This window comes from Ruegeria sp. BC8 (assembly GCF_056535705.1).
The window spans coordinates 1,470,446-1,495,021 of record NZ_JBQFIV010000001.1 but is presented as its reverse complement, the minus strand read 5'-3'; the positions used below and the strand labels follow the sequence as shown (position 1 = coordinate 1,495,021).

The following is a 24,576-nucleotide window of genomic DNA, read 5'->3' as shown; positions in this document are numbered from 1 at the left end:
CAGTTGACCTTAGGTAAGGAATACATGACTTCCTAAAACCGCGCAGAAATTGCACATTGATCCTGTTCCGTGAGTGGTGGCTTTAGCCAAGGAACATTTGGACGGATCTTTGTATTGCCAAGGCTCTCCGTTCGCTCTGACAAAGGGCGCTTATTCGTCCGCGTGCCGATGTCGGAAATTTTGGGGGGCCTCGACCATCCCCATCTTGCGGGGCCCTCCAATTACTACTCTGATCAATCGGAAAATTCGCCAATAAAAAACCGGTCGCGCGTCGCGCAACCGGTTTCGGGTGTTTTTGGTTCAGCCCGGAAAACCCGGGCTGAACAGGCGTCAGCCCTGAGCCGCTTTGGCGACTTCAGCGGCAAAGTCTTCTTTTTCGACCACGATGCCTTCGCCAACTTCGAGGCGAACAAAACCGGTGATGGTTGCGCCGGCTTCCTTGGCCGCTGCTTCCACGGTCAGGTCGGGGTTCACAACGAACTGCTGGCTCAGCAGGGTCGATTCCGCGACGAATTTCTTCATGCGGCCCTCGATCATCTTTTCGATGACCTGCTCGGGCTTGCCGGACTCGCGCGCGATGTCCATCTGGACCTGCTTTTCTTTTTCGACAACGGCCGGATTTAGGTCGGCTTCGGACAGAGCGGCCGGGTTCACGGCTGCGATGTGCATCGCGACCTGCTTGCCGATGGCTTCATCGCCGCCCGACAGAGCAACCAGAACACCGATTTTGCCCATGCCGTTGGTTGCAGCGTTGTGGACATACGAGACCACGGTGTCGCCCGACAGTTTGGCCATGCGGCGGACCGACATGTTTTCGCCGATGGTGGCGATCTTGTCGGTCAGCGTGTCGGCAACCGACTTGCCGCCCAGATCAGCGGCCAGCAGTTCCTCAACCGAGTCAACGCCCTGGGCTGCGTAGGTGATCTTGCCGACCATTTCCTGGAACTCGGCGTTCTTCGCGACAAAGTCGGTTTCCGAGTTCACTTCGACAGCAACACCGTTGCCACCTTCGACGTGAACGGCAACCAGGCCTTCTGCTGCGGTACGGCCGGATTTCTTTGCGGCCTTCGCCAGACCTTTGGTGCGCAGCCAATCAACGGCCTCGTCCATGTTGCCGCCGGTTTCGGTTAGCGCTTTTTTCGCGTCCATCATGCCTGCGCCGGTCGAGTCGCGCAGTTCTTTCACCATTGCTGCAGTGATTGCCATCTCTTGGCTCTCCTCAATTCAAACGGAATTGGGGCAGGTCTACCCTGCCCCATATGTCATTTACGTGACGGGCAGCTTACGCTTCGGCCGACGCTTCGGCTTCTTCTGCAACGGCTTCTTCAACCGGTGCTTCTTCGAACTCGCCCAGGTCGACGCCGGCGGCGCCCAGCTGTGCGGTCATGCCGTCCAGCGCAGCACGTGCGGCCAGATCGCAATACAGTGCGATTGCACGGGCAGCATCGTCGTTGCCGGGGATGATGTAGTCGACACCATCCGGCGAGCAGTTGGTGTCGACGACGGCCACAACCGGAATACCCAGCTTGTTGGCTTCGGCGATGGCCAGAGCTTCTTTCTTGACGTCGATGACGAACAGCAGGTCAGGAACGCCGCCCATCTCGCGGATGCCGCCCAGCGAAGCCTGCAGCTTGGCCTGGTCACGCTCCATGCCCAGACGCTCTTTCTTGGTCAGGCCTTCAGCGCCCGATTCCATGGCTTCGTCGATCTGGTTCAGACGGTTGATCGACTGGGAAACGGTTTTCCAGTTAGTCAGCGTGCCGCCCAGCCAGCGGTGGTTCATGTAATACTGGGCCGATTTTTCAGCGGCTTCGGCGATCGGCTGTGCAGCCTGACGCTTGGTACCGACAAACAGAACGCGGCCACCTTTGGCGACGGTGTCACGTACCGCCTGCAGCGCCTGGTCCAGCATCGGAACGGTCTGGGTCAGGTCCATGATGTGGATGCCGTTGCGTGCGCCATAGATGAAAGGCGCCATGCGGGGGTTCCAACGCTGTGTCTGGTGACCAAAGTGAACGCCAGCTTCCAGCAGCTGACGCATGGTGAACTCGGGAAGAGCCATGCTATGTTTTCCTTTTCCGGTTTTCGCCTTGGCGGGGGTGAAAGAAGCGTTTGCTCCAACCGGCGGCCTTGATGAGGATGTCTCCCTCAAAACGACCAAACCCCGCCTGCGGATTTGAATGCCGCGCGTATACGTCAGGTTGACTGACGGTGCAAGGGGCTTTTGCCCCTATTTTTCTGGCCGCGCCAAGGCATGCCCGTGGCGAACGGCCTGCTCGCAATGCGCGGCCAAAGCCTTGCGGTTGTCGAAGTCGCTGACCCGCGCCGGAGAATGATAGATCAATTCGACCCGCCCCTGCCGCCGCGCGCCCAGCGTCTTCAGAAGATGCGGGGCAAAATCCATGTCCCCCCACCAACCATAGAACCGGTCCGGCTGCCCATCGGGCGCGTGGTAGACCACCGAGACCGGCTGAACATACATGAAATCACGCAGTTCATCTGCAAAGAATGCCGCAAAAAGCGTTGTTTTGAATGGCAAAACCCGTAGGCCGTCCGTCGATGTGCCCTCTGGGAAAAACAACAGCTTGTGCCCGGCCTTCAGACGGTCTTCGAACAATCTGGTCTGCTCGCGCGCTTGCTTGGGATTGCGTTCGATGAACACGGTTCCGGTGGCCCGGGCCAGCCAACCGATGCCGGGCCATTTCGCCACCTCGGCCTTGGACACGAAGTATACACGCTTGCGGGCGTTGAGCGCGAAGATGTCCAGCCAAGACGCGTGGTTGGCCACGACGGCCCCGCGCTGCTGCATCAGCTCACCCGAGCTTGAAAATCCGATCCCAAGAATTCGAAACGCATTGCGACACACGAATTGGGCAATGAAGGGCGTTACTGGTCGACGCAGGCCAAAGATGGGTCTTTCGACCAGGCGCACAAGCAAAAGAACGATCAGACCACCGAACACCAGCACAGCCAGAGGAAGCCCCCGGAGGATCACCAAAATCCAACCCCACACGCCCAACTCAACCGGGTCCGGGTCGTCCGAGCTGTGCCAGACAGCACCGTTTGGCACGTCACGCTCCGCCATAGATGCGTCTCTGTCTTTCGTTCATCCGAGTGGTGTCGAGGATCAGGCAAACGTCGGTGGTGTTGAAGGCATGGTCGATGAATGCGCCCTCGCCCACAAACCCGCCCAATCGAAGATAGGCCTTGATCAAGGCCGGAACTTGCAACATCGCACTCCGTCGATCCAGCGCATCTTTCGGAACCAGGTTCATGTTCTGATAAACATCCGGCTGCGCACGCACCCGCAGTTCGGGTGGAGCCAGGTGGTTGTGATGCAGCATCGACAGAGGCTGGGCAAGGTGCTTGACGTCAGTGCCGTGAAAACTGGCAACGCCGAACAGAACCTCGATCTCCCGTTCGGACACATATTTCGCGAGGCCATTCCACAAATGATACATTGCGGTTCCGCCGCGATAGTCCGGATGCAGGCAGGACCGGCCGAGTTCCAGCAATTTGCGGCCGCTGTTTTTCAGAACGGTAAGGTCGTATTCATCCTCAGAGTAGAACCGTCCGACTTCAGCTACGCGGTCACCCGGCAACAGGCGGTAGACTCCGACCACTTCTCCGGTGACGTCGTCATAGGCCAGCATGTGATCAAAATACGGGTCGAACTGGTCGCGTTCCAGGCCCTCCGCATGATCGACCATCTCTCCGCCACCGCCCAATTCACGCACGAAGACGTCATAACGCAGCCGCTGCGCCGCGCGCAGTTCCTCGTCGGTTTCGGCAAGTTTGACAGTGAATGAAGGGCCCGTATCCGGCATGTGGAATGGTCGTCGTCTTGTTGCGATCCCAGCGCTGATACCGCAGCTGCGCGGCGAATGGCAACACGAACCGGGTGGCGAGCCCCGTTAACCTTTCCTAAACCAGTTTCATGGATCAAGAACCGGCATCAAGGCGATGCGTGTTCCGTCAATCACCACTTTGCCCTGGTCGCGAAAGTTCACGGTGATCTTGCCCCCGATGTTGGACTGGACCTGTCCAACGCCCCAGTCGGGGAAATCTGGGTGGCGGACAAACATGCCCGGTGCAAGAATGGCATTCAGATCTGTCATGCGGCGGCTCCGGGTCGGGCATGGGGGATACCACAGGAGGTACGCATGGGCGACACCAACGTCAACCTGGCCGAGTTGATCGGCTCTCGGATCTGCCACGATCTGATCAGCCCGATCGGCGCGATCACGAACGGTCTGGAACTGTTGGAGATAGTTGGCGGCACCCAGGGCCCGGAGATGGAGCTGATTACCGGCAGCGTTGGCAGCGCAGGGGCGCGGATCCGGTTCTTTCGCGTGGCCTTTGGCGCGGCCAGCGATCAGCCGCTGGGCCGCAGCGAAGTGACGGACCTGCTGCGCGATGTCAACCACGCGGGCCGTGTCCGGGTGCATTGGAACGTCACCGAGGCGATGCCGCGCAATCAGATCAAACTGGCCTTTCTGGCCATCATGTGCTGCGAAAGCGCCATGCCGATGGGCGGCGAGGTCAAGATCGACAGCGTGGGCGACAAATGGACGGTCACTGGTACGGCCGACCGCATGAATGTCGATCCCGACCTGTGGAAAGGCCTCCCAACCGGCACATTCGCCAACAAGGTCACGCCGGCGCAGGTGCAGTTCGCCCTGCTGCCGCAGACGGCGGCCGCTCAGGGCCGCCGGGTTTCGGCCGAGACGGGCGCAACCCGCGTGGTGCTGCGGTTCTGACGCAGCGCCTCAGGCGCGCGTCGTGCCGTTGCCGCGCACCAGGTATTTGAAACTGGTCAACTGCGCCGCCCCCACCGGGCCGCGCGCGTGCATCTTGCCCGTGGCGATTCCGATCTCGGCGCCCATTCCGAACTCACCCCCGTCGGCAAATTGGGTCGAGGCGTTGTGCATCAGGATCGCACTGTCGAGCCGTTCAAAGAAGCGGTCGGCGGCGGACTGATCCTCGGTCATGATGCAATCGGTGTGGTTCGATCCGTATTGCCGGATATGCGCGATTGCTTCATCGATATCGGTCACCGGTTTTGCGGCGATGATGCTGTCCAGAAACTCCTTGCCCCAGTCGGCATCGGTGGCCGGCACGGTGCCGTCGATGGCCAGCGCACCCGCGGCATGGACCTCGACGCCAGCGGCCAGCAGCGCGGCGATCACGTCGCGCCCCAGCGTTTCCGCGATATCCTGATGCACCAGCAGGCATTCGGCCGCCCCGCAGATGCCAGTGCGGCGGGTCTTTGCGTTCAGCACCACGTCCAGCGTTTTCTGCGGATCCGCAGCCTTGTCGATGTAGATGTGCACGATCCCTTCAAGATGGGCAAAGACCGGCACCCGCGCCTCGCGCTGGACCAACCCGACCAGCCCCTTGCCACCACGCGGCACGATGACGTCGACGTAGTCGGTCATGGTCAGCAATTCCTGCACCGCCGCCCGGTCACGGGTCGGCACCAGCTGGATCGCATCCTCGGGCAGGTTAGCAGCCTTCAGACCCTCGACCAGGCAGGCGTGGATCGCGGTCGAGGAATGAAAGCTTTCGGATCCGCCGCGCAGGATCACGGCATTGCCCGACTTGAGGCACAGCGCCCCGGCATCCGCGGTCACGTTCGGGCGGCTTTCATAGATCACGCCGATCACGCCCAGCGGGGTGCGTACCCTGCGGATGTTCAGCCCCGAGGGCATATCCCATTCGGCCAGAACCTCACCCACCGGATCGGTCTGTTCGGCCACGGTGCGCAACCCGTCGACCATGCCCTGAATGCGCGCCTCGTCCAGCATCAACCGGTCCATCATGGCCGGGCTCAGACCCTTGTCGCGGCCATAGTCCAGGTCTTTCTTGTTGGCCTCGATGATCTGTGCGCGGTTCTTCCACACGGCGTCGGCCGCGGCGATCAACGCGGCGTGTTTGCGCTCGGCCGAGGCGAAAGCCAGATCCCGAGACGCATCCTTGGCGCGCTTGCCAAGATCGGCCATCAGGGCGGGAATGCTGTCAAAGTCCTTCATGTCATCTGCCTTTCCGGTCGTCGGACCAGCCAAATCTATCAGTTTTCGCAGCTACAAAGCCAGATCGTCACGGTGGATCATCACCGCACGGCCGGGATAGCCGAGTGCGTCCTCGATCTCGGAGGATTTGCGCCCCTTGATGGTGTCGGCCTCGTGCGCGGTATAGCGGCTGAGGCCCAATCCCAAACGCCGGCCTTCGTGATCCTTGATGGCCACCGGGTCGCCCCGTCCAAAATCGCCCGTCACTTCGACGATGCCGGCCGGCAACAGGCTTTTGCCATTCTCCAGCGCCTGCGCTGCCCCTGCATCGACCGTGATCTCGCCCCGCGGCTTCATCGCCGAGATCCAGCGTTTGCGCGCCGCATGCGGGTCCAGCTTGGCCTTGAACCAAGTGCTGTTCGCGCCATTGTTCAGCAGTTTCAGCGGGTTCAAAGGCGATCCTTCCGTAATCGCCATGTCACAGCCCGCCGCCGTCGCCATCTGCGCGGCCATCAGCTTGGTCTTCATGCCGCCCTTGGACAGCCCCGAACCGGCGTCACCGGCCATCGCCTCGATCTCGGGCGTGATCGCGTCGATCACGTCAAACCGGGTGGCGGATGGGTCTTCGGCTGGATTGCCGGTGTAGAACCCATCGACATCGGACAGCAGGATCAACTGATCCGCACCGACGGTCACGGCGATCTGCGCGGCCAGTCGATCATTGTCGCCGTATCGGATTTCATCCGTGGCCACCGTGTCATTTTCGTTCACGATGGGCACGACGCCCAACCCCAGCAGAGTTTCCAGCGTCGCGCGCGAGTTCAGGTACCGGCGGCGGTTCTCGCTGTCTTCCAGCGTCACCAGAACCTGCGCCGTGGTGATGTCGTGCGGGGCCAACGCCTCTTCATAGGCCCGCGCCAGCCGGATCTGACCGACGGCGGCAGCGGCCTGGGACTGCTCCAGCGACAGTGCGGTTGCGGGCAGACCCAGAACGCCGCGCCCCAGCGCGATCGAACCGGACGAGACCAGAACCACATCGGCGCCCTGCCCCTTGAGCCACGCCACGTCCTGCGCCAGCGAATGCAACCACTCCGAACGCAGCTTGCCGGTCGCACGATCGACCAGCAAAGCCGAGCCGATCTTGACCACCAGGCGCTTTGCGTCGGTCAGGGCTGCCACGTCTCGCGCTCCTCAGTGGGTTTCTGACGCAGGCGGTTTTCGTCGATCTGGGCGCGCAGGGCCCGCAGAACCTCGGTCACGCCCTGCCGGGCGACGCCCGACATGGTCATGACAGGGCCGCCCACGGCCTCTTCCAGCTCGGCCTTGGCCAGTTCGAGCTGTTCTTCGTCCAACGCGTCAATCTTGTTCAGCACGGTGATCCGGGGCTTGTCAGCCAACGCGCCGCCATAGGCCTCAAGCTCGTGGATGATGGTGTGATAATCCTGCGCGATGGTCTCGGACGTGCCGTCGACCAGATGCAGCAACACCGCGCAGCGTTCGACATGGCCCAGAAAACGGTCGCCGATGCCGCGGCCTTCGTGCGCGCCTTCGATCAGGCCGGGAATGTCGGCCACCACGAATTCCACGTTGTCCACGCCGACGACGCCCAGATTGGGATGCAGCGTGGTAAACGGATAATCGGCGATCTTGGGCCGGGCGTTCGATGTTGCGGCCAGAAAGGTCGATTTGCCCGCATTCGGCAGGCCCAGCAGACCCACGTCGGCGATCAGCTTCAGACGCAGCCAGATCGTGCGGTCCACGCCCGGCTGCCCCGGATTGGCCCGGCGCGGCGCCTGGTTTGTGGCCGATTTGAAATGCAGGTTGCCGAAACCGCCATTTCCGCCCCGCGCCAGCAGGACGCGTTGACCCACTTCGGTCAGGTCGGCGATCACCGTCTCCTGATCCTCGTCCAGGATCTCGGTTCCGACAGGCACGCGCAGAATGATGTCGTCGCCATCCTTGCCGGTGCGCTGCTGGCCCCGGCCGGGCTGTCCGTTCTTGGCAAAGAAATGCTGCTGATAGCGGAAGTCGATCAGGGTATTCAGCCCGTCCACGACCTCGGCCCAGACGGACCCGCCCTTGCCGCCGTCCCCGCCATCGGGGCCGCCGTATTCGATGTACTTTTCGCGTCGGAAGCTGACGCACCCGCTACCGCCGGCCCCGGACCGGATGTAGACCTTTGCAAGATCGAGAAATTTCATGTCAGTCCCCTACTGCAAAGGCCCCATCGGCCACAAGTCAGAGTTTTTTGCTGTACGTCCAGGTGGGCACATTTGCGTCGCGCGCCACCGAGAAGCTTTCGGCATCGCCAAGATACTGGAACCCGCAATGGGTCAGAACACGCGCCGAGGCGGGATTGTCCTGAAACACGCTGGCAAACATCGTGGCGTTTTCCAGCGGGTTCGCCTGAACCAGCGCTTCCACCGCCAGCGAGGCGATGCCCGTGTTCCAGTACAAGGGCGCGACCCAATAGCCGACTTCGGACTGGTTGCGATCAAGCCGCTTGAGCGAGATCACCCCGATCAACTCGGGCCCGCCATCCTTGGTGGCGTCCATGGCCCAGACGTCCTCGTCCCGGTCCTCGGCCATGGCGCGGGTTACGAAAGCCTCGATCAAACCGGGCGGCAAAGGGTGCGGGATCGACGTGGTCATGCGCGCCACGCGCTCGTCCCCGGCGTAGTGCTCGATCAGGCCCATGTCCGGCCGGCGCAGCGGGCGCAGGTCGAACCGCTCGGTTTCAATGACCGGCTGATTTATGATTGCCTCAAGTTTCATTGGTGTGTTCCTCCTCCGAACAACACGAAAAGTACGGATGCAACAGTCAGACCCGCGAGAGTCCACATCAGATATTTTTCCGCCGGCCGTCCCGCAACCACGCGTGCAATTCTATCGCCCGCAAAGGTCCAGATCGGGTGCAGGACCAACTGGCAGGTCAACAAAACGAGCGCGATCGTGAGCGTCGCACTCAGCACCGACGTTCCCGCCGCGACGAACCCGGTGAATCCCGCGATGATCATCGCCCAGGCCTTGGGGTTCAGCGGATGCACCACCAGCCCGGCCCAGAAACCCGGAACCGACTCGCCCGCGTCCTGATGGGACAGGCGCAGGTTGGCGATTTTCCACGCAAGCCAGCAAATATAGGCCGCGGAAGCATATTTCAGAACCGCAAACGCGGTGGGGGCCTGTTCCGCCAGTTGCAGAAGGCCAAAGCCCAACGGCCAGATGATCAGCTGCTTGCCCAGAATCACGCCTGCCACGAAGGGCAGCGCCGCGCGGAACCCATAGCGCGCACCCGTTCCCAACAGGACCATGTTAGCCGGTCCCGGCGTGCCGACCTGGCTGGCGGCAAAGATCAGGAAACTGGTGGTTGCAACGGGCATCGGGGCTTTCGATCAAATCTGCGTCAAAACGAGAAAGGGGACCGGCACTTTGTGCCGGTCCCCCATGAATTTTTCTTAAACCTTCTGGGTTTCGGCTTACTCTGCGGCCTCCGCCACTGGCAGGACCGAAATGAAGGTGCGGTTTTTCAGTCCCTTGTGGAACTTCACGGCGCCATCGACAGTTGCAAAGATGGTGTGATCCTTGCCCATGCCCACGCCTTCGCCCGGCCAGAACTTGGTGCCGCGCTGACGCACGATGATGTTGCCTGCAACGGCGGCCTGGCCACCATACAGTTTCACGCCAAGGCGACGACCCGCTGAGTCGCGGCCGTTACGGGAGGAACCGCCAGCTTTTTTATGTGCCATTCTCTCTCTCCTTAGCCTTTGGCCAGCTCTTTGGCCTGCTCAACCCATTCGGGTTTCACTTTGACCGTCTCGATAGCAGCAATCTGCTCGTCCGACAAGGCGGCCAGAGCGGCAAAGCTTTCGATACCGGCTTCGGCCAGTTTCTTGGCAGCTGCGGGACCAACACCGGTGATCTTGGTCAGATCGTCAGCGGCGGCAGCAGCGGCCGGGGCTTCTGCCTTGGCAGCGGCTTTCTTGGCGGGTTTCGCTGCTTTCGCAACTTCACCTGCCGGAGCCGAACCGGTTGCGGCCTTGACGCCCGACTTGTCCGCGCCCGAGGGCAGGATGTCGGTGATCTTGACCAGGGTCAGCTTCTGACGGTGGCCAACGGTGCGCTTCGAGCTGTGCTTGCGGCGGCGCTTGACGAATTTGATGACCTTGTCACCTTTGATCTGTTCGATCACTTCCGCCTGAACGGCCGCACCATCGATGAACGGCGCGCCGACCACCGGGGCGTCGCCACCCAGCATCAGAACGTCGTTGAATTGGACTTTTTCACCTGCGTCGGCAGCCAGCTTTTCAACGCGGAGCACGTCGCCCGCCTGAACCTTGTACTGCTTGCCGCCAGTCTTGAGGACTGCAAACATGCGTCTTTCCTTTTTCTACCGCGTTCTGTGGTCCCCGTCAGACGGTCGTTTCGGCCAAAGCCACCTCGAACAGCGCGCCCTTTTCGGGCGGATGAACGACCGTCAGGGCGCACCCGTCAGGCCAACAATAACGATACCCGGCGCGGAGGTTCCGGCCGGGATGCGCGCTTATCCACGGATCACACGGCAAAGTCAACAGCAAACCGGCCTAAAGATCCGACGCTTGCAGAACCTGAGCCACCGTCACGCCCAGCTGGTATGACAACTCGTTGAACATGGTGTCCAGACCTGCGAACAAGGCGTTGTTCAAGGCCTGCCCTGCCTCGGTACGTGAAAAGGCGATATTCTCGCGCAGCTGGGCCTCGCTGAGCGGTTGGTACGCAAACAGCAGGAACGAGTACAGCCACTCGCGGGTTTGTTGCTCGGACTGCGCTCCCTGCGCCAGCAATTGGGCCAACATTTCCCCGTCGTCGCCCGTGATGCCCTGCCCGTCCGCCAACCCACGGAAGAAATTGTAATCGGCCTGCAAAGCCCCGCGCACGTTCCGATCAACAAGGTCGTTGATCTCGACATACTCATCGATCAGACGAAAATAGGCCGCATCACGATCGGCCTCCCGATAGGCGGCCATGGCCATCTCTTCGATGGCTTCGTCGGAAAAAGTTCGACGGGCCGAGTTTTCCAGAGACACGACGGCGCGGCCCAGATCGCTTTCGAAAAACAGCGCAGCCTGCTCCAGTTGCCCTTCGGACATACCGCCAGCCAGCGCGTCATAAATCTTGGCCTGCATCCACGCCTTGTCGTACAAGTCTTCAACCTGGGCCTCGAAAAACGATCCGCCCTCACCGTCCAGCAGGCTTTTGTCCAGTTCGCGCCCCTGCGCGACACCCTCATCACGCAGAATCTGCATCACGTCGGACAAATGCATTGCCTTGGTCAGACGGTCGACCTGGTCCGCCGTGACCGCACTGGCCCAACCGGCCAAAACCAGCCACAGAGCCAGAAACAGCCGCATCAGATGTCCTGAGCCGGACGCAGTTCGGCCATGCGCGCCGCCAGCACTTCAAACCGCATGGCCATGATCTCGTACTGGATTGCGTTCAACAGTTCGTAGACTTCCTGCATCAGCGGCTGTTCCAGCGCTTTGGTATAGGCGTCGACATCCGCGTCAGAGAAATCCTGATAGGTGTAGGCCGCATTGGCCAAGGCGGACAGTTGCAATGACTGCCGCATCTCGGGTTCGTTCAGCTTCATCATCTGGCGCAGCCCGTCCGCGTCCAACTGCAGGTCGATCACTCCGGCGGCGCTGGCGGCCAGCAGGAACCGCAGCTGGATCTCCTGCAGCGCCCGCAACGAGGTTTCGCTGGCATCGATGGCGCTGTTCATCCGCTTCAGGCTTTCGATGCGGCTCGAACCGGACTTGACCAGATCGGATATGATCTCCTGCCCCTCAAGTTGCTTGGCTTCGTCATCCTCGACAAGGTGCGAGGCATTTTCCGCCTCGACAAGCCGTTGTCCCAGATCCGAGGCATAAAACTCGACCGCGTGGTTCAGGGCCTCGTCGCTCAGCGTCTGTTCGAGAATCGCAACCGCTGTTTCATGCATGTCGTCGGTGTCGAACACCTCTTCCGTCAGACGCGTCCATTGCGAGCCAAAACCCTCGGGGTCGATCCCCAGCATCTGAGGCGCCGAAGCCGAGGCCAATGCGATGCTTTCCAGCGCCACGTCAAAACCCGTCGTCGTCAGAAAAGCCTCAATCCGATCCCGGCTGGCGGACAAGGCGTTTTGAGCCGTCAGAGCGAACGCGAACACGGGCAGGATGAGCAGAAGCGAAATGCGGTGCAGAAGATGTCTCATACATGTCAGCCTAGGAGATTTCGTCGGACTGGCAATGGAAAATCCGCGGTTTGGCGAATTCGGGAATTTTCTGCTTGCACCCCTCGGCGATCACAACTAAATCCCCCCCTCACAGACCCCCGCGGAGAGGTGCCGGAGTGGTCGAACGGGGCGGTCTCGAAAACCGTTGTGGGTGCAAGCCCACCCAGGGTTCGAATCCCTGTCTCTCCGCCACTACTTCCCAATGATTCCCCCCCCTTTCTTGTTCGCCTGATGGTTGCAAGCGTGCATTTTCGCCGGTGGCGTGTTGTTGCCGCCGATCGTCTGACTGATCAGCGCCGAGTGGCCCAAACCCCGAACATGCGCCGAATCTTTGGGATTTCCCCTTTGATCTCAGGTAGTTTCCTCCCACATCAGCGGCACACATCCGAAAAGGAGACCCCAATGTCCCGCATTATCATCCTGATTATCATCGCCGGATTGGGTGCCGGCGCGTATTTCTACCTGAATCAGCCCGAGCCCACCCCGGCCGAGAAACTGCAATCTGCCGCCAAAGAAGCCGGCGAGGCCGTTGGCGAGGCCGCAACCGCAGCCCAGGAAGCTGCCAGCGAGGCTTTGTCGACGGCCACGCAGCAAGCTGGTGACGCAGCCTCGGCCGCCGTCGAACAGGCCGGTGAAGCCGCCGAGCAAGCCGGTCAGACAGCCACGGATCTGGCTAACCAGGCCGGCGATGCTGCGACGGATCTGGCCAACCAGGCAGGCGATCAGGTTGCAGCCCTCACTGCCCAAGGGCAGGAGTTGCTGAATACCTGGGTTGAAGAAGGCATGCTGTCGGCCGAGCAGTTCGACTATGACGCGATGGTTGAATCCGTGAAAAACAGCCAGCTGAGCCAGGAAATCCAGGACCAGGTGATCAAGATCCTCGATGGCATCAAGGAAGCGCCGGAGACGGCTGCGCTCAAAATCCAGGAACTGCGCAACCTGTTGACGCAATAAGATCATTCGACAAGGCCGGCATTTGTCCGGCCTTGTCACACCTGCACCGGCTTCCCAATTCCCCAACGTTAACCCTGTGGTCGATTGACGTGCCCGGTGCCATTTGTTTGGCTTGGCTCAACCAGTCGCATCAAGTCGGGACGACTTATTGTCGGCATCGGTGCGCCCTGCCCTGTGGCGTGCACTCGGATCGACCCGTTTACTTGAAAGTGTCGGAAACAAAGGAAAAAGAATGACTGACCTCCCCAAATCCATGTTTGCCGTGATTCAGAAATTTGACGGATACTCGGGTACCGCCACGGGCCCGGCGATCGAGGACGCCGCCGACTGGGTTGAGAATGCCGAGATCCCGGTGCCCACGCCTGGCCCCGGCCAGGTGCTGATCAAATTGCGCACCGCATCGGTGAACCCCTCAGACCTCCATTTCATCAAGGGTGAGTACGGTCAGCCGCGGGTCAAAGGTGCCCCGGCCGGTTTCGAAGGGTGCGGGGACGTCGTCGCCACTGGCGCGGACGCCGAAGCGCTGAAGGGGCAAAGGGTCGCCTTCGTCGCCTCCGGGTCCGGCGCATGGGCCGAGTTTGCCCTGACACAGGCCCAGATGTGTATTCCTTTGCGGCCCGAGATCTCGGACGATGACGGTGCTGCACAAATCGTCAATCCGCTGACCGCAATGGCAATGGTTGAGATCGCGCGCTCCGAAGGTGAGGCCTTTGTCGTTTCCGCGGCCACCAGCCAGTTGGGCAAGCTGATGTGCGGGCTGGGCCGAGACCTTGGCTTGAAGCCGATTGCGATGGTGCGGCGCCGTGAAACGGTCGAACTGCTCAAAAGCCACGGAGCGGCCGAGGTCATCGTAACCACCGAAGACGATGCCGTCTCCAAGTTTGCGGCCATCAGCGCACAGCTCAAGCCGCGAGTGTTTCTGGATGCGGTCTCGGATCAGCTGTCCGAGCAGGTCTTCTGCGCCATGCCCAACGGCGCGCGCTGGGTGTCTTATGGCAAACTCAGCAGCGAGCCTCCGAAGCTGACCCAGATGGGCCAGCTGATCTTTATGAGCAAACGGATCGAGGGCTTCTGGCTGACCAAATGGATGATGTCCACGCCACCCGAAGAGCAGATGCGCGCGGTTGCCGAGGTGCAGGCCCGCTTTGCGGACGGACGGTGGAAAACGGATGTCTCGGCGCATGTTCCGCTGAACAAAATCGTTTCCGATCTGGCAGTTGCACTGAAAAAGAGTGACGGTAAGGTAATAATCACGCCATAGTAGAACAGGCGCCCCGGTGATTGGAGGAGATCCGGGGCGTCAGGACGCCGGGCAAACCGGCACGGGGAGGAGAATTTGGACAACGCACAGCTGCTGATCAGCGGGCTGGCGAATGGCTGTGTCTACGGCCTGATCGCGCTTGGCTTCGTGTTGATCTACAAGGCGACCGAGGCCGTGAACTTCGCCCAGGGCGATTTCATGATGCTGGGCGCCTTCGTCACCATCGGGCTGACCAATACCGAATATATGGGCCTGCCCTTCTGGCTGGCCCTGCCCATCTCGCTGGGGATCATGGGCGCGCTGGGGTACCTGCTGGACAGGCTGATCATCCGCCGCCTGTTCGGGGAAAGCCAGACCGCCGTGGTCATCCTGACCATCGCCTTGGGCTTCGTGATCCGCTTTGTCGCCGGGCTGATCTGGGGTCACGAGCCGCAGACGCTGGAAAACCCGCTTGCCGGCAAGGAGGTCCGCTTTGGCGGCCTGGTTCTGGGGATGGAGGACGTGGCGGTCATCGTCGTGACCGTGCTGCTGACCTGGGCGCTGTACGTGTTTTTCAGCAAAACCAAGCTGGGTCTGGCGATGCAAGGCGCCTCGCAGAACCAGCTGGCGGCCTATTACATGGGGGTGCCGGTCAAGCGTGTGCAGGGTTTCATCTGGGGGCTGGCCGGTGTCGTGGCCGGGATCGCGGGGATCCTGTTCGCCGCCAAGGGCTCGGTCGATCCAACCACCGGGCTGCTGGGGATCAAGGCCTTTGCGGCGGCGGTCATCGGCGGGTTCGGTAGCCTGCCCGGAGCTTTGGCGGGCGGTCTGATCGTCGGCGTGATCGAACCCTTTGCCAGCCGCTACATCGCCGCGGGCTACAGCCAGATCGCGCCTTACGCGCTGTTGCTGGCGGTGCTGATCTTCCGTCCGCACGGCCTGTTCAGCCAGGTCCGGGTCAAGAAGGTCTGAGCGCATGAGGATCGTTTTCAAAACCGACTATATGCAGGACATCCGCCCGTGGAAGGACGGATACCAGTTGTCGCTCTACCTGATCCTGCTGGCGGTGGTCATTGCCGCGCCGTGGTGGCTGGACGCGTTTTATCTGGGTGAGCTGACCAACGTTCTGATCTGGGCCATCGCTGGGCTGGGGCTGATGATCCTGACCGGGCATACCGGCCAGGCCAGCCTGGGCCACGCGGCGTTTCTGGCCTTTGGCTGCTATGCCAACGTGATCCTGATCGAGTCTGGCGTGCCGTTTCTGGTGGCTTTTCCGCTTGCCGGCATTCTGACCGGCATCGCCGGGGTCACGGTTGCCATCCCTGCCCTGCGGCTGCACGGTATCTATCTTGCGATCTTCACCCTGGCCTTGTCGATCCTGATGGACGACCTCATCGTTCTGGCGGAACCGATCACCGGCGGCGTGGCGGGCAAGTACATGGGGGGGGTCGAGATTTTCGGCCATCTGGTCGATCGCTGGGGCACGCCCGAGCAGTTCTACTGGCTGGTGCTGGTCGTCACGGTTCTGGTCACGCTGGGCTACATTAACCTTTTGCGCACGCCGTTGGGGCGCAGCTTCATCGCGGTGCGCGACTCGGAAGTGTCCGCGCAGGCGATGGGCATCGACATCGCGCGCACCAAGACCGTGTCCTTTGCCCTGTCCTGCGCCGTAACCGGATGGGCGGGAGCGCTGATGGGCCTTTATGCCGGGGCCTTCAACAACGAAACCTTCAGCGTTGTGATCTCGATCCAGCTGCTGATGATGATCGTGATCGGCGGACTGGGCTCGATCCACGGCGCGTTTCTGGGCGCCATCGTCATCGGGTTTCTGCCGCAGTTCCTGTCGATCGCCAAGGAATACGCAGCCGCCCTGTTCGGTGGCGGAACCGTCGCCATTCCGGGGCTAGAATTCGGCATCTTCGGCATGATCCTGATCGGGTTCATCCTGTTCGAGCCGATGGGCATCTACGGCCGATGGCTGAAAATCCGCACCTGGTTCGAGCTGTTCCCCTTCTACCGCAAGGACATGTTCAAGCGGCAGAAATCCTATCTCAAGACGGAGCGCCTGAGATGAGCCTGCTGGAATTCGAGAACGTCACCCTGAAATTCGGTGGCCTGACGGCGGTGAACGATCTGTCCTTTTCGGTCGAAGAAGGCGAGGTCTTTGCCATCGTCGGCCCGAACGGGGCGGGCAAATCCACGGTGTTCAACCTGATCTCGCGTTTCTACGACCCATACGCGGGCCAGATCCGGTTCGACGGGCACGATCTGCTTCAGGTCAAGCCCTCGGGTGTGGCCGCCTATGGAGTTGCGCGGACCTTCCAGAACATCGAGCTGTTCGAACATGCAACCGTGTTGCAGAACCTGCTGGTCGGGCGGCACCGCCACCGGCGTACCAATCTGCTGTCCGAGGTGTTCTTTACCACCTCGGCCCGCCGGCAAGAGCTGGAGAACCGCGAGAAGGTCGAAGAGATCATCGATTTCCTCGACCTGCAGGCCTATCGCGACAAGATGATCGCCGGCCTGCCCTATGGCGTGCGCAAGGTGGTCGAGGTCGCGCGCGCACTGGCCACCGACCCCAAGCTGCTGCTGCTGGATGAACCGGCCTCGGGGCTGTCGGTCGAGGAAACAACCGACATGCGCTGGTGGATCGACGACATCCGGCGGCAGATGGGGATCACGGTGCTGATGGTCGAACATGACATGGGGCTGGTCTCGGGCGTGTCCGACCGGGTGCTGGCCATGGCCGACGGGGCGAAACTGGCCCTTGGGACACCGGCGCAGGTGCAATCGCACCCCGCCGTCGTAGAAGCCTATCTGGGGAAAGCCTCATGAGCGCACCGATCCTGAGCATCCGCAACATCGAAAGCTTCTATGGCCCGATCATGGCGATCCGCGGTGTGTCGCTGGACGTGCATCCCGGCCAGATCGTCTCGATCCTGGGCGCCAACGGGGCGGGCAAGACGACGCTGATGAAGACCGTCTCGGGCGTGATGGACCCGGAAAAGGGCACGATCACCTTCGACGGCGAGGAAATCCAGGGGCTGGAGCCGCACAAGATCGTCCAGAAGGGCATCGTGCATGTGCCCGAGGGGCGCGAGGTGTTCCCGCTGTTGACGGTGAACGAGAACCTCAGCCTGGGGGCCTATACCCTGCATGACAAGGCCCAGATCGAGCGCGACCGCGAGTTGGTGTTTTCCTACTTCCCGGTTCTGAAGGAACGCCGAAATCAAGAGGCCGGCACCCTGTCGGGCGGGCAGCAGCAGATGCTGGCCATCGGACGCGGTTTGATGGCCAACCCGCGCATCATGCTGCTGGATGAACCCTCGCTGGGCCTGTCGCCGCTGCTGGTCCAAGAGATCTTCGGCATCCTCAGACGTTTGAATGACGAGCAGAACATGACCATGATGCTGGTCGAGCAGAACGCCAACGCCGCGCTGGAACTGGCCGATCATGGCTATGTCATGGAGGTCGGGCGCATCGTGATGGACGGCCCCGCCGACGTGCTGATGCGATCCGAGGACATCCAGAACTTCTATCTGGGCGTGCAAGAGGAAGGCGCGCGGGAAAACCGCCGCTGGAAACGCAAGAAGACGTGGAGGTGAGCCGGATGAACATGACCACCCTGCCCCCGCAGACCACCATCAACGGCGTCCAGTTCAACGCCACCCCCGGCCAGCGCCCCGTGCGGGTCGATGGCTGCGTCACCATCCCCGAGCTGTTCCAGAAACGCTGCGCCGCCCTGGGCGACCGCACCGCGCATCGGGAGAAAGATCTGGGAATCTGGAAATCCTATTCCTGGGCCGACTACTGGCAGCACGCCAAGTGGATCGGGCTGGCGCTGCGCAAACTGGGGCTGCAGCGCGGCGAGGTCGTCTCGATCCTGTCCGAGGACCGCAAGGAATGGGCGTGGTTCGATCTTGGCATCCAATGCGTCGGCGGCATCGCCTCGGGCGTCTACACCACCGATTCCGCCAGCCAGCTGAAATACCTGGTCAATGACAGCGACAGCCGCTTTCTGATCGTCGAAGACGAAGAGCAGCTGGACAAATTCCTGGACATCGAAGACGAGGTGCCCGGCCTGTTGAAGGTCATCATCCTCGAGGACGAAGGCCTGCACGACTTGGCCCATCCCCGCTGCATGATGATCGAGGATCTCTATGCCCTCGGCCGGGAGGCCGAGCGCGAAGAACCGGGCCGGTTCGAAGCCGAAATCGCGCTGGCCACGCCGCAGGATACGGCGCTGCTGATCTATACCTCGGGCACCACTGGCATGCCCAAGGGCGCGATGCTGAGCAATGAAAACATCATGGCCGCGATCGAATGCGGCGCACGCTGCCTGCCCGCGCTGGAGACGGATGAGCAGCTCTGCTTTCTGCCGCTGTGCCATATCCTTGAACGCGACGTGTCGATCTATTTTCCGCTGGCTTCGAAATGCACGGTGAACTTCGCCGAAAGCCCCGAAACGGTCTTTGCCAACCTGCAGGAAGTGTCGCCCTCGACCTTCACCGCCGTCCCGCGCGTGTGGGAGAAAATCTATTCGCAGGTGCTGATCATGGCGCAAGAGGCCACCCCGGCCGGGCGCGCCGCCTTTGGCATGGCGCTGAAGGCCGGGATGAAGCGTGCCGAATACATCCTGCAGGGCAGACCGGTGCCGCCGGCGGTGGCCGCGAATTTCTGGCTGTGGGATCGGCTGGTGCTACGCAACCTGCGCCGGATGCTGGGCATGGACCGGCTGCGGCGCGGCGGGTCGGGCGCGGCCCCGATCTCGCCCGAGCTGCTGAAATGGTACTGGGCCATCGGCGTGCCGCTGGTCGAGGGCTTCGGCATGACCGAGACCTCGGGCATCGCCACGCTGAACACGCCCGAGGCCAACCACATCGGTACCATCGGCAAGCCCGCACCGGGGATCGACCTGCGCATCTCGGACGAGGGCGAAATCCAAATCCGCGGCCTGAACGTGTTCCAGGGCTATTGGCGCAACAATGCCAAGACCGCCGAGACCTTCACCGCCGATGGCTGGCTGCGCACCGGCGATATGGGGCACGTGGACGCGGACGGCTATGTCACCATCACCGGCCGCCTCAAGGACATCATCATCACCGCCGGCGGCAAGAACATAACCCCGGCCGAGCTCGAAAGCCGGTTGAAGTTCTCGCATTACATCTCGGACGCGGTGATCATCGGCGACCGCCGCAAGTACCTGACGGCGCTGGTGATGATAGATCAGGAAAACGTCGAGAAGTTCGCGCAGGACCGCAAGGTGCCGTTCTCGAACTTCGCCTCGCTCTGCGCTGCAGCCGAGGTGCGCGAACTGATCGGTGCCGAGGTTGCGGCTGTGAACAAGGAATTCGCGCGGGTCGAGCAGATCAAGGATTTCCGCCTGATCGACGTGCTCTTGACCGCCGAAGATGACGAACTGACCGCGACGATGAAACTGAAACGCAGCCTGGTGGAAAAGAAACACGCGCATCTCATTGAAGACATGTACAAATAGAACAGGGATCAATCCCAAGGGAGGAAAACACATGACCAAAGCAATCAGACGGCTGGCGGCAGCAACCGCCCTGTCCGCCCTGGCCTCGATGGGCTGGGCCGAAACGCAAGGCGTGACCGACGACGAAATCGTCATCGGCTCGGTCAATGACCTCAGCGGCATTTTCGCCGCCGTGGGGGTTCCGGCCACCAAGGGCGCGAACGTGGTGTTCGACCGGGTCAACGCCAATGGCGGCGTGCATGGCCGCATGATCCGCTATGTGGTCGAGGACAACGGATACCAGATGCCGCGCGCGATGCAGGGTTACAACAAGCTGCTGAACCGCGACAAGGTGTTTGCGATGCTGCAATCGCTGGGCACGCCGATGAACCTGGCTGGTTTCAAACTGCTGGATCCCAAAGGCATTCCCAACGTCGCCCCCCTGTCGGCCGCGCGGCAGATGTTGCAGGAGCCGATGAAGAACAAGTTCACCTCGTTTTCCAGCTATTACGACCAGGCGCGCGTGGGCGTGAAATATCTGGCGCAGGAATTCGGCGGCGACAAGGTCTGCACGATGTATCTGCCCACCGATTTCGGCAAGGAAATCCTGGAAGGCAGCCAGGAAGGCGCCAAGGAAGCCGGCATTACCTTTGCCGCGGAAACCACTCATAAACCTGACGAAACCGATTTCGTGGGCTCGCTCAGCAAGCTGAAGGAAGAAGGCTGCGACATCGTCACCATCGCCCTGGGCGTGCGGCAGGCCATCACCGTGGTCGGTACCGCCAAGAAGATGGGCCTGACCGACATGAAGTTCCTGGGCACCTCGGCCAGTTTCCTGACCGTGGTGGCCCAGGTGCCGGGTGGCGTGACCGACGGTTTCTACGCCGCCGCCTCCTGGCAGGACCTGTGGGCCCGCGCGGATCAACCCGCCCCCAAGGCCTTCATCGAGGAATACAAGGCCGCCACCGGCGAAGATCCGGTCGGCTTTTCGATGCTGGGCTATGCCGCGGCCGAGATGATGGTCAAGGCGCTGGAGGCGGCAGGCCCCGACCTGACCCAGGAAAGCTTTATCGCTGCAATGGAGACGCTGGACTATCAGGATGAACTGGTCGGCAACCACATGACCTTTGGCCCCGATGACCATCAGGGCGCCGATACGGTCTACGTCAACGTGGTGGAAAACGGCGCTTGGAAAATGGTCTACGAAGAGTAAGGCCGGAGAAAATCAACAAAAAAAGGGCTCGCGGTTGCGAGCCCTTTCCAATCGGTAAATTCGGCAGCGATTAACGCTTCGAGAACTGGAACGAACGGCGGGCTTTGCGCTTGCCGTATTTCTTGCGTTCCACGACGCGGCTGTCGCGGGTCAGGAAGCCCGCGGCTTTCAGGGCACCGCGCAGGCTGGGATCGTACAGCTGCAGCGCTTTCGAGATGCCGTGCTTGACCGCACCGGCCTGACCGGTCAGGCCACCGCCCTTGACGGTTGCCACAACGTCGAATTCACCTTCGACACCGGCAACCTGGAACGGCTGGCGCAGGATCAGCTGCAGAACGGGGCGTGCGAAATACACGTCCTGGTCCTTGCCGTTCACGGTGACCTTGCCGGAACCCGGCTTGATCCAAACGCGGGCAACAGCGTCTTTACGCTTGCCGGTTGCATAGGAGCGACCCAGTTCGTCACGCACGGGCTCGCGCACAACAACTTCTTCGGCCACGGTTTCAACGCCTGCGACGGCGCTCAGCTCTTCGAGAGTATTGATCTGATCAGCCATCGGTCATTAGCTCCGGGTGTTTTTCTTGTTCATGGATTTGACATCCAGAACTTCGGGGGCCTGGGCTTCGTGCGGGTGCTCGGCACCGGCATAGATGCGCAGATTGGTCATCTGCTGACGCGACAGACGGTTGCCCGGCAGCATGCGCTTGACGGCCTGAAAGACCACACGCTCGGGGTGCGCGCCTTCCAGGATCTGTTGCTTGGTGCGCGACTTGATGCCGCCCGGGTGGCCAGTGTGCCAGTAGAAGTGCTCGTCGCGCTTCTTGCCGGTCATCTGGATCTTGTCGGCGTTGATGACGATGACGTTGTCGCCCATGTCCATGTTCGGGGTGAACGACGGCTTGTGCTTGCCACGCAGGCGCATGGCGACGATCGAGGCAAGACGGCCCAGAACAACGCCCTCGGCGTCGATCAGGATCCACTTCTTGTCGATGTCTGCAGGAGTTGCAGAGAAGGTTTTCATGTCAGGACAATCCTGTTTGATGTGAAAGGCCGCCCCAAAGGTGGACCGGCCCGAATTCGATGGATGGGTATTTAGACGGCCCGTAAGTGCACGTCAAGAATGGTAGCGTCCAATTAATTATTATAAAACATTAGCTTATAAAATAGGTATCTATTTACCCCAAATCAAACGCTGATTTGTTCGGGCGGATTGTCCAGTAAGGCGCGCAGACGCAGCATGGCGGATTCGAACTGCTTCAGCGAGACATGCCCGTTCATGGCAATGCGCACGGCATTTGGCGCTCGTCCATCCCTCAGCGCGAATTCATCTGCCGATCGGAGTTGAATGCCCTCCCGCTCGGCGGCTCTGCTGAAGGCTGCAGCACGCCAGCCGGAGGGCAGGCTTAGCCAGACAAAGGGAATGTCGGCGTCCCAGTTCAGATTGAAGCCACCCAGTGCATTGACGGCCACCCGTACATACTCACCCATCTTCGCGCGAACATCCCGCGCCATTTGCCGGGATTGAGGGTGACTGAGGAGCAAGCGGGTCAGTTCGGCCAATGGCTGCGCCAACCCGAAGTACCCGTATTCCGCCGATCGGCGCAGGTCTCCGCTGCGTTCCCGCGGAGCGATGGCGAACCCCACGCGCAACGCCGGCGTAAGGGTCTTGGAAATCGACGACACGTGCCAGCCCCGTTCAGGCGCAAGAGCCCTGTAACTGGGTGCGCGCGCCTCGCCCATACGATAGCAATCGTCCTCGATGATTTGCAGATCGTGGCGGCGGGCGATCTCGATCACCTCGTTGCGGCGTTCAAGAGGAGAATGGCCACCGGTCGGATTCTGAACTTCGGGCGACACGCAGATCGCCTGCGCCCGAGTTTGACGAAGGATGTGGTCCAGCGCATCCGGGCTGATACCCCATTTGTCCATTTTCACACCGACAACTTCGGCGCGCATCAACTCACCGGCGCGACGGAATCCCGCATATGAGAGGTCCTCGACCAGAACAACGGGTTTCGGATCGCGCAGAACGGTCTGAAACACGACGCACAGTCCGCTTTGCCCGCCATGCGTAAGAACGATGTCATCGGCGTTCAAAGCGCCCAGCGGCAAGTCGGAGAGCCAATCAACGACCGCCTGGCGTACAGGCAGGTAAGCGTCGCGGGTGGGATAGTTCATGAACATCTTCGGATCCCCCTGCGCCACCTTGGCAAGGCATGACCGTATCAGGGACACCTGTCCGACATCTGGCAGTCGCGGGCTGAACAGGCTGACATTGGCGTCATACTTGTCGTCGCGAAGATGAAGCTGCCGTGACCAGACATCGTCCAGCAATGGCATTTTCGGTGGTGCCACGAATGTACCACGCCCCACCTCGGCCTGCAGCAACCCCTCCTCGGTCAGAATGGAATAGGCCCGGGCGACCGTTCCCGGTGTGATTTGCAATCGATACGCCAGTTCCCGCACCGGAGGAAGCTTCACCCCGACTTCCAGCTGCTTGTTTTCGATGGCTTTTCGAATTGTATCTGCGACCAGTGTGTACTTTGGCCCCTTGGATTTTGGCAGATCTGTCGGCCAAATTGTATCCATTACAATTCTTCCTTTGCGTTCAACACAATCGTGAATGTATCACAACAATGTACCGAACATTTATGCTTTGTGTCAATACAATTTGAAAGGATACTTACCATGACACGCGCAATGCACACCCCCGCCCTCTTGCTGCTGAACGACAGCCCCCGGCTGCCTCTGATCGCTGCGCTGGCCGTGCGTTTTGCGGCGACTGTCACCCAATGGGAACGCCGGCGCCGCAGTCGCGTCAACCTGAGCAGGCTGGACGACCGTCTGCTGAAGGATGTCGGACTGACGCGCTTTGAGGCTGACCGCGAAGCACGCCGCCAATTCTGGCTTGGCTAGAATATCCCCAGTCCCAATTACGGGACCTCTTCCTGTGCCGGGGCTTGTCCCCGGCATTTTTTTATCCGAACGCAGCTGCGGCGGACCCGGCAGGTGGCAGCGAGTAGGTCATGCTGGCGCGCGCCACCGGCGCCTCCTGCCCTTCCGAGTACATCAGGACGTCACCAACAGCCAGCGTACGCCCCAGTTTCAGCAACCTGCACTCGGCAATCATGTCGGCCCCACCGGCAGGTTTGCGCAGAAAATCCATGGAGCTGTTGGTGGTCACCGCCAGCGATTGCCGGCCCTTCCGCGCCAGAACCATCGAATAGACGCAGACATCGGCCAGGGCGAACATCGAAGGCCCGGACACGGTTCCGCCCGGACGCAGATGCCGATCTTCGACAACGAGACGCATGCGGATCGAGTCGTCGGTCAGATCCAGGACGACGAAATCCTTGTGCACCTGCGGGAAGACCTGCGCCAGATATTCCGTCAGCTCTTCCTTGTTCATTGCCAATGACATGCTTCCCCTCC

The 24,576-nt window shown here is 61.2% G+C and carries 28 protein-coding genes and 1 tRNA gene; 11 read left to right on the top strand and 18 right to left on the bottom strand.

Annotation, left to right across the window (positions count from 1 at the left end; genetic code table 11):
- Positions 1-330: 330 nt before the first annotated feature.
- The 5 genes from tsf to ACR3EK_RS07590 form a co-directional block, all read right to left on the bottom strand.
- A complete protein-coding gene (gene tsf / locus ACR3EK_RS07610; protein WP_170445912.1) occupies positions 331-1,206 on the bottom strand; it encodes a translation elongation factor Ts in 876 nt (291 codons plus the stop codon).
- 76 nt (positions 1,207-1,282) lie between these two features.
- Positions 1,283-2,062 carry a 30S ribosomal protein S2 gene (gene rpsB, locus ACR3EK_RS07605; RefSeq protein WP_093962056.1) on the bottom strand — a complete coding sequence of 260 codons (780 nt, stop codon included), beginning with the start codon at positions 2,060-2,062 and terminating at the stop codon, positions 1,283-1,285.
- Positions 2,063-2,230: 168 nt separating this feature from the next.
- Positions 2,231-3,085: a lyso-ornithine lipid O-acyltransferase gene (gene olsA / locus ACR3EK_RS07600; protein ID WP_480633069.1), complete on the bottom strand. Its 855-nt coding sequence runs from the start codon at positions 3,083-3,085 to the stop codon at positions 2,231-2,233.
- On the bottom strand, positions 3,072-3,827 hold the full coding sequence (olsB, locus tag ACR3EK_RS07595; RefSeq protein ID WP_170595158.1) for an L-ornithine N(alpha)-acyltransferase: 756 nt from the start codon (positions 3,825-3,827) through the stop codon (positions 3,072-3,074). The genes olsA and olsB overlap by 14 nt, the downstream gene beginning before the upstream one ends.
- 108 nt (positions 3,828-3,935) lie before the next feature.
- Positions 3,936-4,118 carry a DUF3553 domain-containing protein gene (locus tag ACR3EK_RS07590; protein WP_170339192.1) on the bottom strand — a complete coding sequence of 61 codons (183 nt, stop codon included), beginning with the start codon at positions 4,116-4,118 and terminating at the stop codon, positions 3,936-3,938.
- 45 nt (positions 4,119-4,163) lie between these two features.
- Here ACR3EK_RS07590 and ACR3EK_RS07585 point away from each other — a divergent pair, with 45 nt between their 5' ends.
- On the top strand, positions 4,164-4,760 hold the full coding sequence (locus ACR3EK_RS07585) for a histidine phosphotransferase family protein (RefSeq protein ID WP_170595155.1): 597 nt from the start codon (positions 4,164-4,166) through the stop codon (positions 4,758-4,760).
- Positions 4,761-4,769: 9 nt separating this feature from the next.
- On the opposite strand, the gene ACR3EK_RS07580 is transcribed toward ACR3EK_RS07585, so the two are convergent.
- From ACR3EK_RS07580 to ACR3EK_RS07540, 9 genes are all read right to left on the bottom strand, one after another.
- On the bottom strand, positions 4,770-6,032 hold the full coding sequence (locus ACR3EK_RS07580; protein WP_170367101.1) for a glutamate-5-semialdehyde dehydrogenase: 1,263 nt from the start codon (positions 6,030-6,032) through the stop codon (positions 4,770-4,772).
- A 51-nt stretch (positions 6,033-6,083) separates the two neighbouring features.
- A complete protein-coding gene (gene proB / locus ACR3EK_RS07575) occupies positions 6,084-7,190 on the bottom strand; it encodes a glutamate 5-kinase (RefSeq protein ID WP_170390083.1) in 1,107 nt (368 codons plus the stop codon).
- Complete coding sequence (gene obgE / locus ACR3EK_RS07570; protein WP_005983058.1) at positions 7,178-8,212, bottom strand: GTPase ObgE; 1,035 nt, start codon at positions 8,210-8,212, stop codon at positions 7,178-7,180. Before obgE ends, proB begins: the two co-directional genes overlap by 13 nt.
- Positions 8,213-8,249: 37 nt before the next feature.
- Complete coding sequence (locus ACR3EK_RS07565; protein ID WP_480633068.1) at positions 8,250-8,786, bottom strand: GNAT family N-acetyltransferase; 537 nt, start codon at positions 8,784-8,786, stop codon at positions 8,250-8,252.
- A complete protein-coding gene (locus ACR3EK_RS07560) occupies positions 8,783-9,391 on the bottom strand; it encodes a LysE family translocator (RefSeq protein WP_149777268.1) in 609 nt (202 codons plus the stop codon). Before ACR3EK_RS07560 ends, ACR3EK_RS07565 begins: the two co-directional genes overlap by 4 nt.
- A gap of 96 nt (positions 9,392-9,487) precedes the next feature.
- Complete coding sequence (gene rpmA / locus ACR3EK_RS07555; protein ID WP_005983052.1) at positions 9,488-9,757, bottom strand: 50S ribosomal protein L27; 270 nt, start codon at positions 9,755-9,757, stop codon at positions 9,488-9,490.
- Positions 9,758-9,768: 11 nt separating this feature from the next.
- Complete coding sequence (locus tag ACR3EK_RS07550; protein ID WP_170367097.1) at positions 9,769-10,383, bottom strand: 50S ribosomal protein L21; 615 nt, start codon at positions 10,381-10,383, stop codon at positions 9,769-9,771.
- A gap of 208 nt (positions 10,384-10,591) precedes the next feature.
- Positions 10,592-11,398, bottom strand: coding sequence for a DUF2059 domain-containing protein (locus tag ACR3EK_RS07545; protein WP_170371063.1), 807 nt, complete (start codon positions 11,396-11,398; stop codon positions 10,592-10,594).
- Entirely contained in the window at positions 11,398-12,240 is an 843-nt protein-coding gene (locus ACR3EK_RS07540) for a DUF2059 domain-containing protein (RefSeq protein ID WP_170357817.1), read from the bottom strand. The genes ACR3EK_RS07545 and ACR3EK_RS07540 overlap by 1 nt, the downstream gene beginning before the upstream one ends.
- A 123-nt stretch (positions 12,241-12,363) precedes the next feature.
- Between ACR3EK_RS07540 and ACR3EK_RS07535 the strand changes: the two genes are divergently transcribed.
- The 9 genes from ACR3EK_RS07535 to ACR3EK_RS07495 all read left to right on the top strand — a co-directional run bounded on the left by ACR3EK_RS07535 (position 12,364) and on the right by ACR3EK_RS07495 (position 21,144).
- Positions 12,364-12,453, top strand: a tRNA-Ser gene (locus tag ACR3EK_RS07535).
- A gap of 210 nt (positions 12,454-12,663) precedes the next feature.
- Positions 12,664-13,215, top strand: a complete 552-nt coding sequence (locus tag ACR3EK_RS07530) for a hypothetical protein (RefSeq protein ID WP_480633067.1) — start codon at positions 12,664-12,666, stop codon at positions 13,213-13,215.
- A gap of 232 nt (positions 13,216-13,447) precedes the next feature.
- Positions 13,448-14,476, top strand: coding sequence for an alcohol dehydrogenase catalytic domain-containing protein (locus tag ACR3EK_RS07525; RefSeq protein WP_480633066.1), 1,029 nt, complete (start codon positions 13,448-13,450; stop codon positions 14,474-14,476).
- Between the two features lie 75 nt (positions 14,477-14,551).
- The gene (locus ACR3EK_RS07520) at positions 14,552-15,427 is read left to right on the top strand and encodes a branched-chain amino acid ABC transporter permease (protein WP_170450009.1); all 876 of its coding nucleotides are present in this window, start codon (positions 14,552-14,554) and stop codon (positions 15,425-15,427) included.
- A gap of 4 nt (positions 15,428-15,431) precedes the next feature.
- Complete coding sequence (locus tag ACR3EK_RS07515; protein ID WP_480633065.1) at positions 15,432-16,529, top strand: branched-chain amino acid ABC transporter permease; 1,098 nt, start codon at positions 15,432-15,434, stop codon at positions 16,527-16,529.
- A complete protein-coding gene (locus ACR3EK_RS07510) occupies positions 16,526-17,290 on the top strand; it encodes an ABC transporter ATP-binding protein (RefSeq protein ID WP_480633064.1) in 765 nt (254 codons plus the stop codon). Before ACR3EK_RS07515 ends, ACR3EK_RS07510 begins: the two co-directional genes overlap by 4 nt.
- Entirely contained in the window at positions 17,287-18,060 is a 774-nt protein-coding gene (locus ACR3EK_RS07505) for an ABC transporter ATP-binding protein (protein ID WP_170418921.1), read from the top strand. Before ACR3EK_RS07510 ends, ACR3EK_RS07505 begins: the two co-directional genes overlap by 4 nt.
- A 5-nt stretch (positions 18,061-18,065) precedes the next feature.
- Positions 18,066-19,952, top strand: a complete 1,887-nt coding sequence (locus ACR3EK_RS07500; RefSeq protein WP_480633063.1) for an AMP-dependent synthetase/ligase — start codon at positions 18,066-18,068, stop codon at positions 19,950-19,952.
- Positions 19,953-19,983: 31 nt separating this feature from the next.
- Positions 19,984-21,144 carry an ABC transporter substrate-binding protein gene (locus ACR3EK_RS07495; RefSeq protein WP_480633062.1) on the top strand — a complete coding sequence of 387 codons (1,161 nt, stop codon included), beginning with the start codon at positions 19,984-19,986 and terminating at the stop codon, positions 21,142-21,144.
- A 70-nt stretch (positions 21,145-21,214) separates the two neighbouring features.
- Here the strand turns inward: ACR3EK_RS07495 and rpsI are convergent, their stop codons facing one another.
- The 3 genes from rpsI to ACR3EK_RS07480 all read right to left on the bottom strand — a co-directional run bounded on the left by rpsI (position 21,215) and on the right by ACR3EK_RS07480 (position 23,733).
- A complete protein-coding gene (rpsI, locus tag ACR3EK_RS07490) occupies positions 21,215-21,700 on the bottom strand; it encodes a 30S ribosomal protein S9 (RefSeq protein WP_005983014.1) in 486 nt (161 codons plus the stop codon).
- A 6-nt stretch (positions 21,701-21,706) separates the two neighbouring features.
- Positions 21,707-22,165 (bottom strand): 50S ribosomal protein L13, encoded by a 459-nt coding sequence (rplM, locus tag ACR3EK_RS07485; RefSeq protein ID WP_170339225.1) that lies wholly within the window; start codon positions 22,163-22,165, stop codon positions 21,707-21,709.
- Between the two features lie 164 nt (positions 22,166-22,329).
- Entirely contained in the window at positions 22,330-23,733 is a 1,404-nt protein-coding gene (locus tag ACR3EK_RS07480) for an aminotransferase-like domain-containing protein (protein ID WP_170339228.1), read from the bottom strand.
- A gap of 99 nt (positions 23,734-23,832) precedes the next feature.
- On the opposite strand from ACR3EK_RS07480, the gene ACR3EK_RS07475 reads away from it, so the two are divergent.
- Positions 23,833-24,060, top strand: coding sequence for a DUF1127 domain-containing protein (locus ACR3EK_RS07475; protein ID WP_093962029.1), 228 nt, complete (start codon positions 23,833-23,835; stop codon positions 24,058-24,060).
- A 61-nt stretch (positions 24,061-24,121) separates the two neighbouring features.
- Here the strand turns inward: ACR3EK_RS07475 and ACR3EK_RS07470 are convergent, their stop codons facing one another.
- A complete protein-coding gene (locus ACR3EK_RS07470) occupies positions 24,122-24,565 on the bottom strand; it encodes a PaaI family thioesterase (protein WP_480633061.1) in 444 nt (147 codons plus the stop codon).
- Between the last annotated feature and the right edge of the window lie 11 nt (positions 24,566-24,576).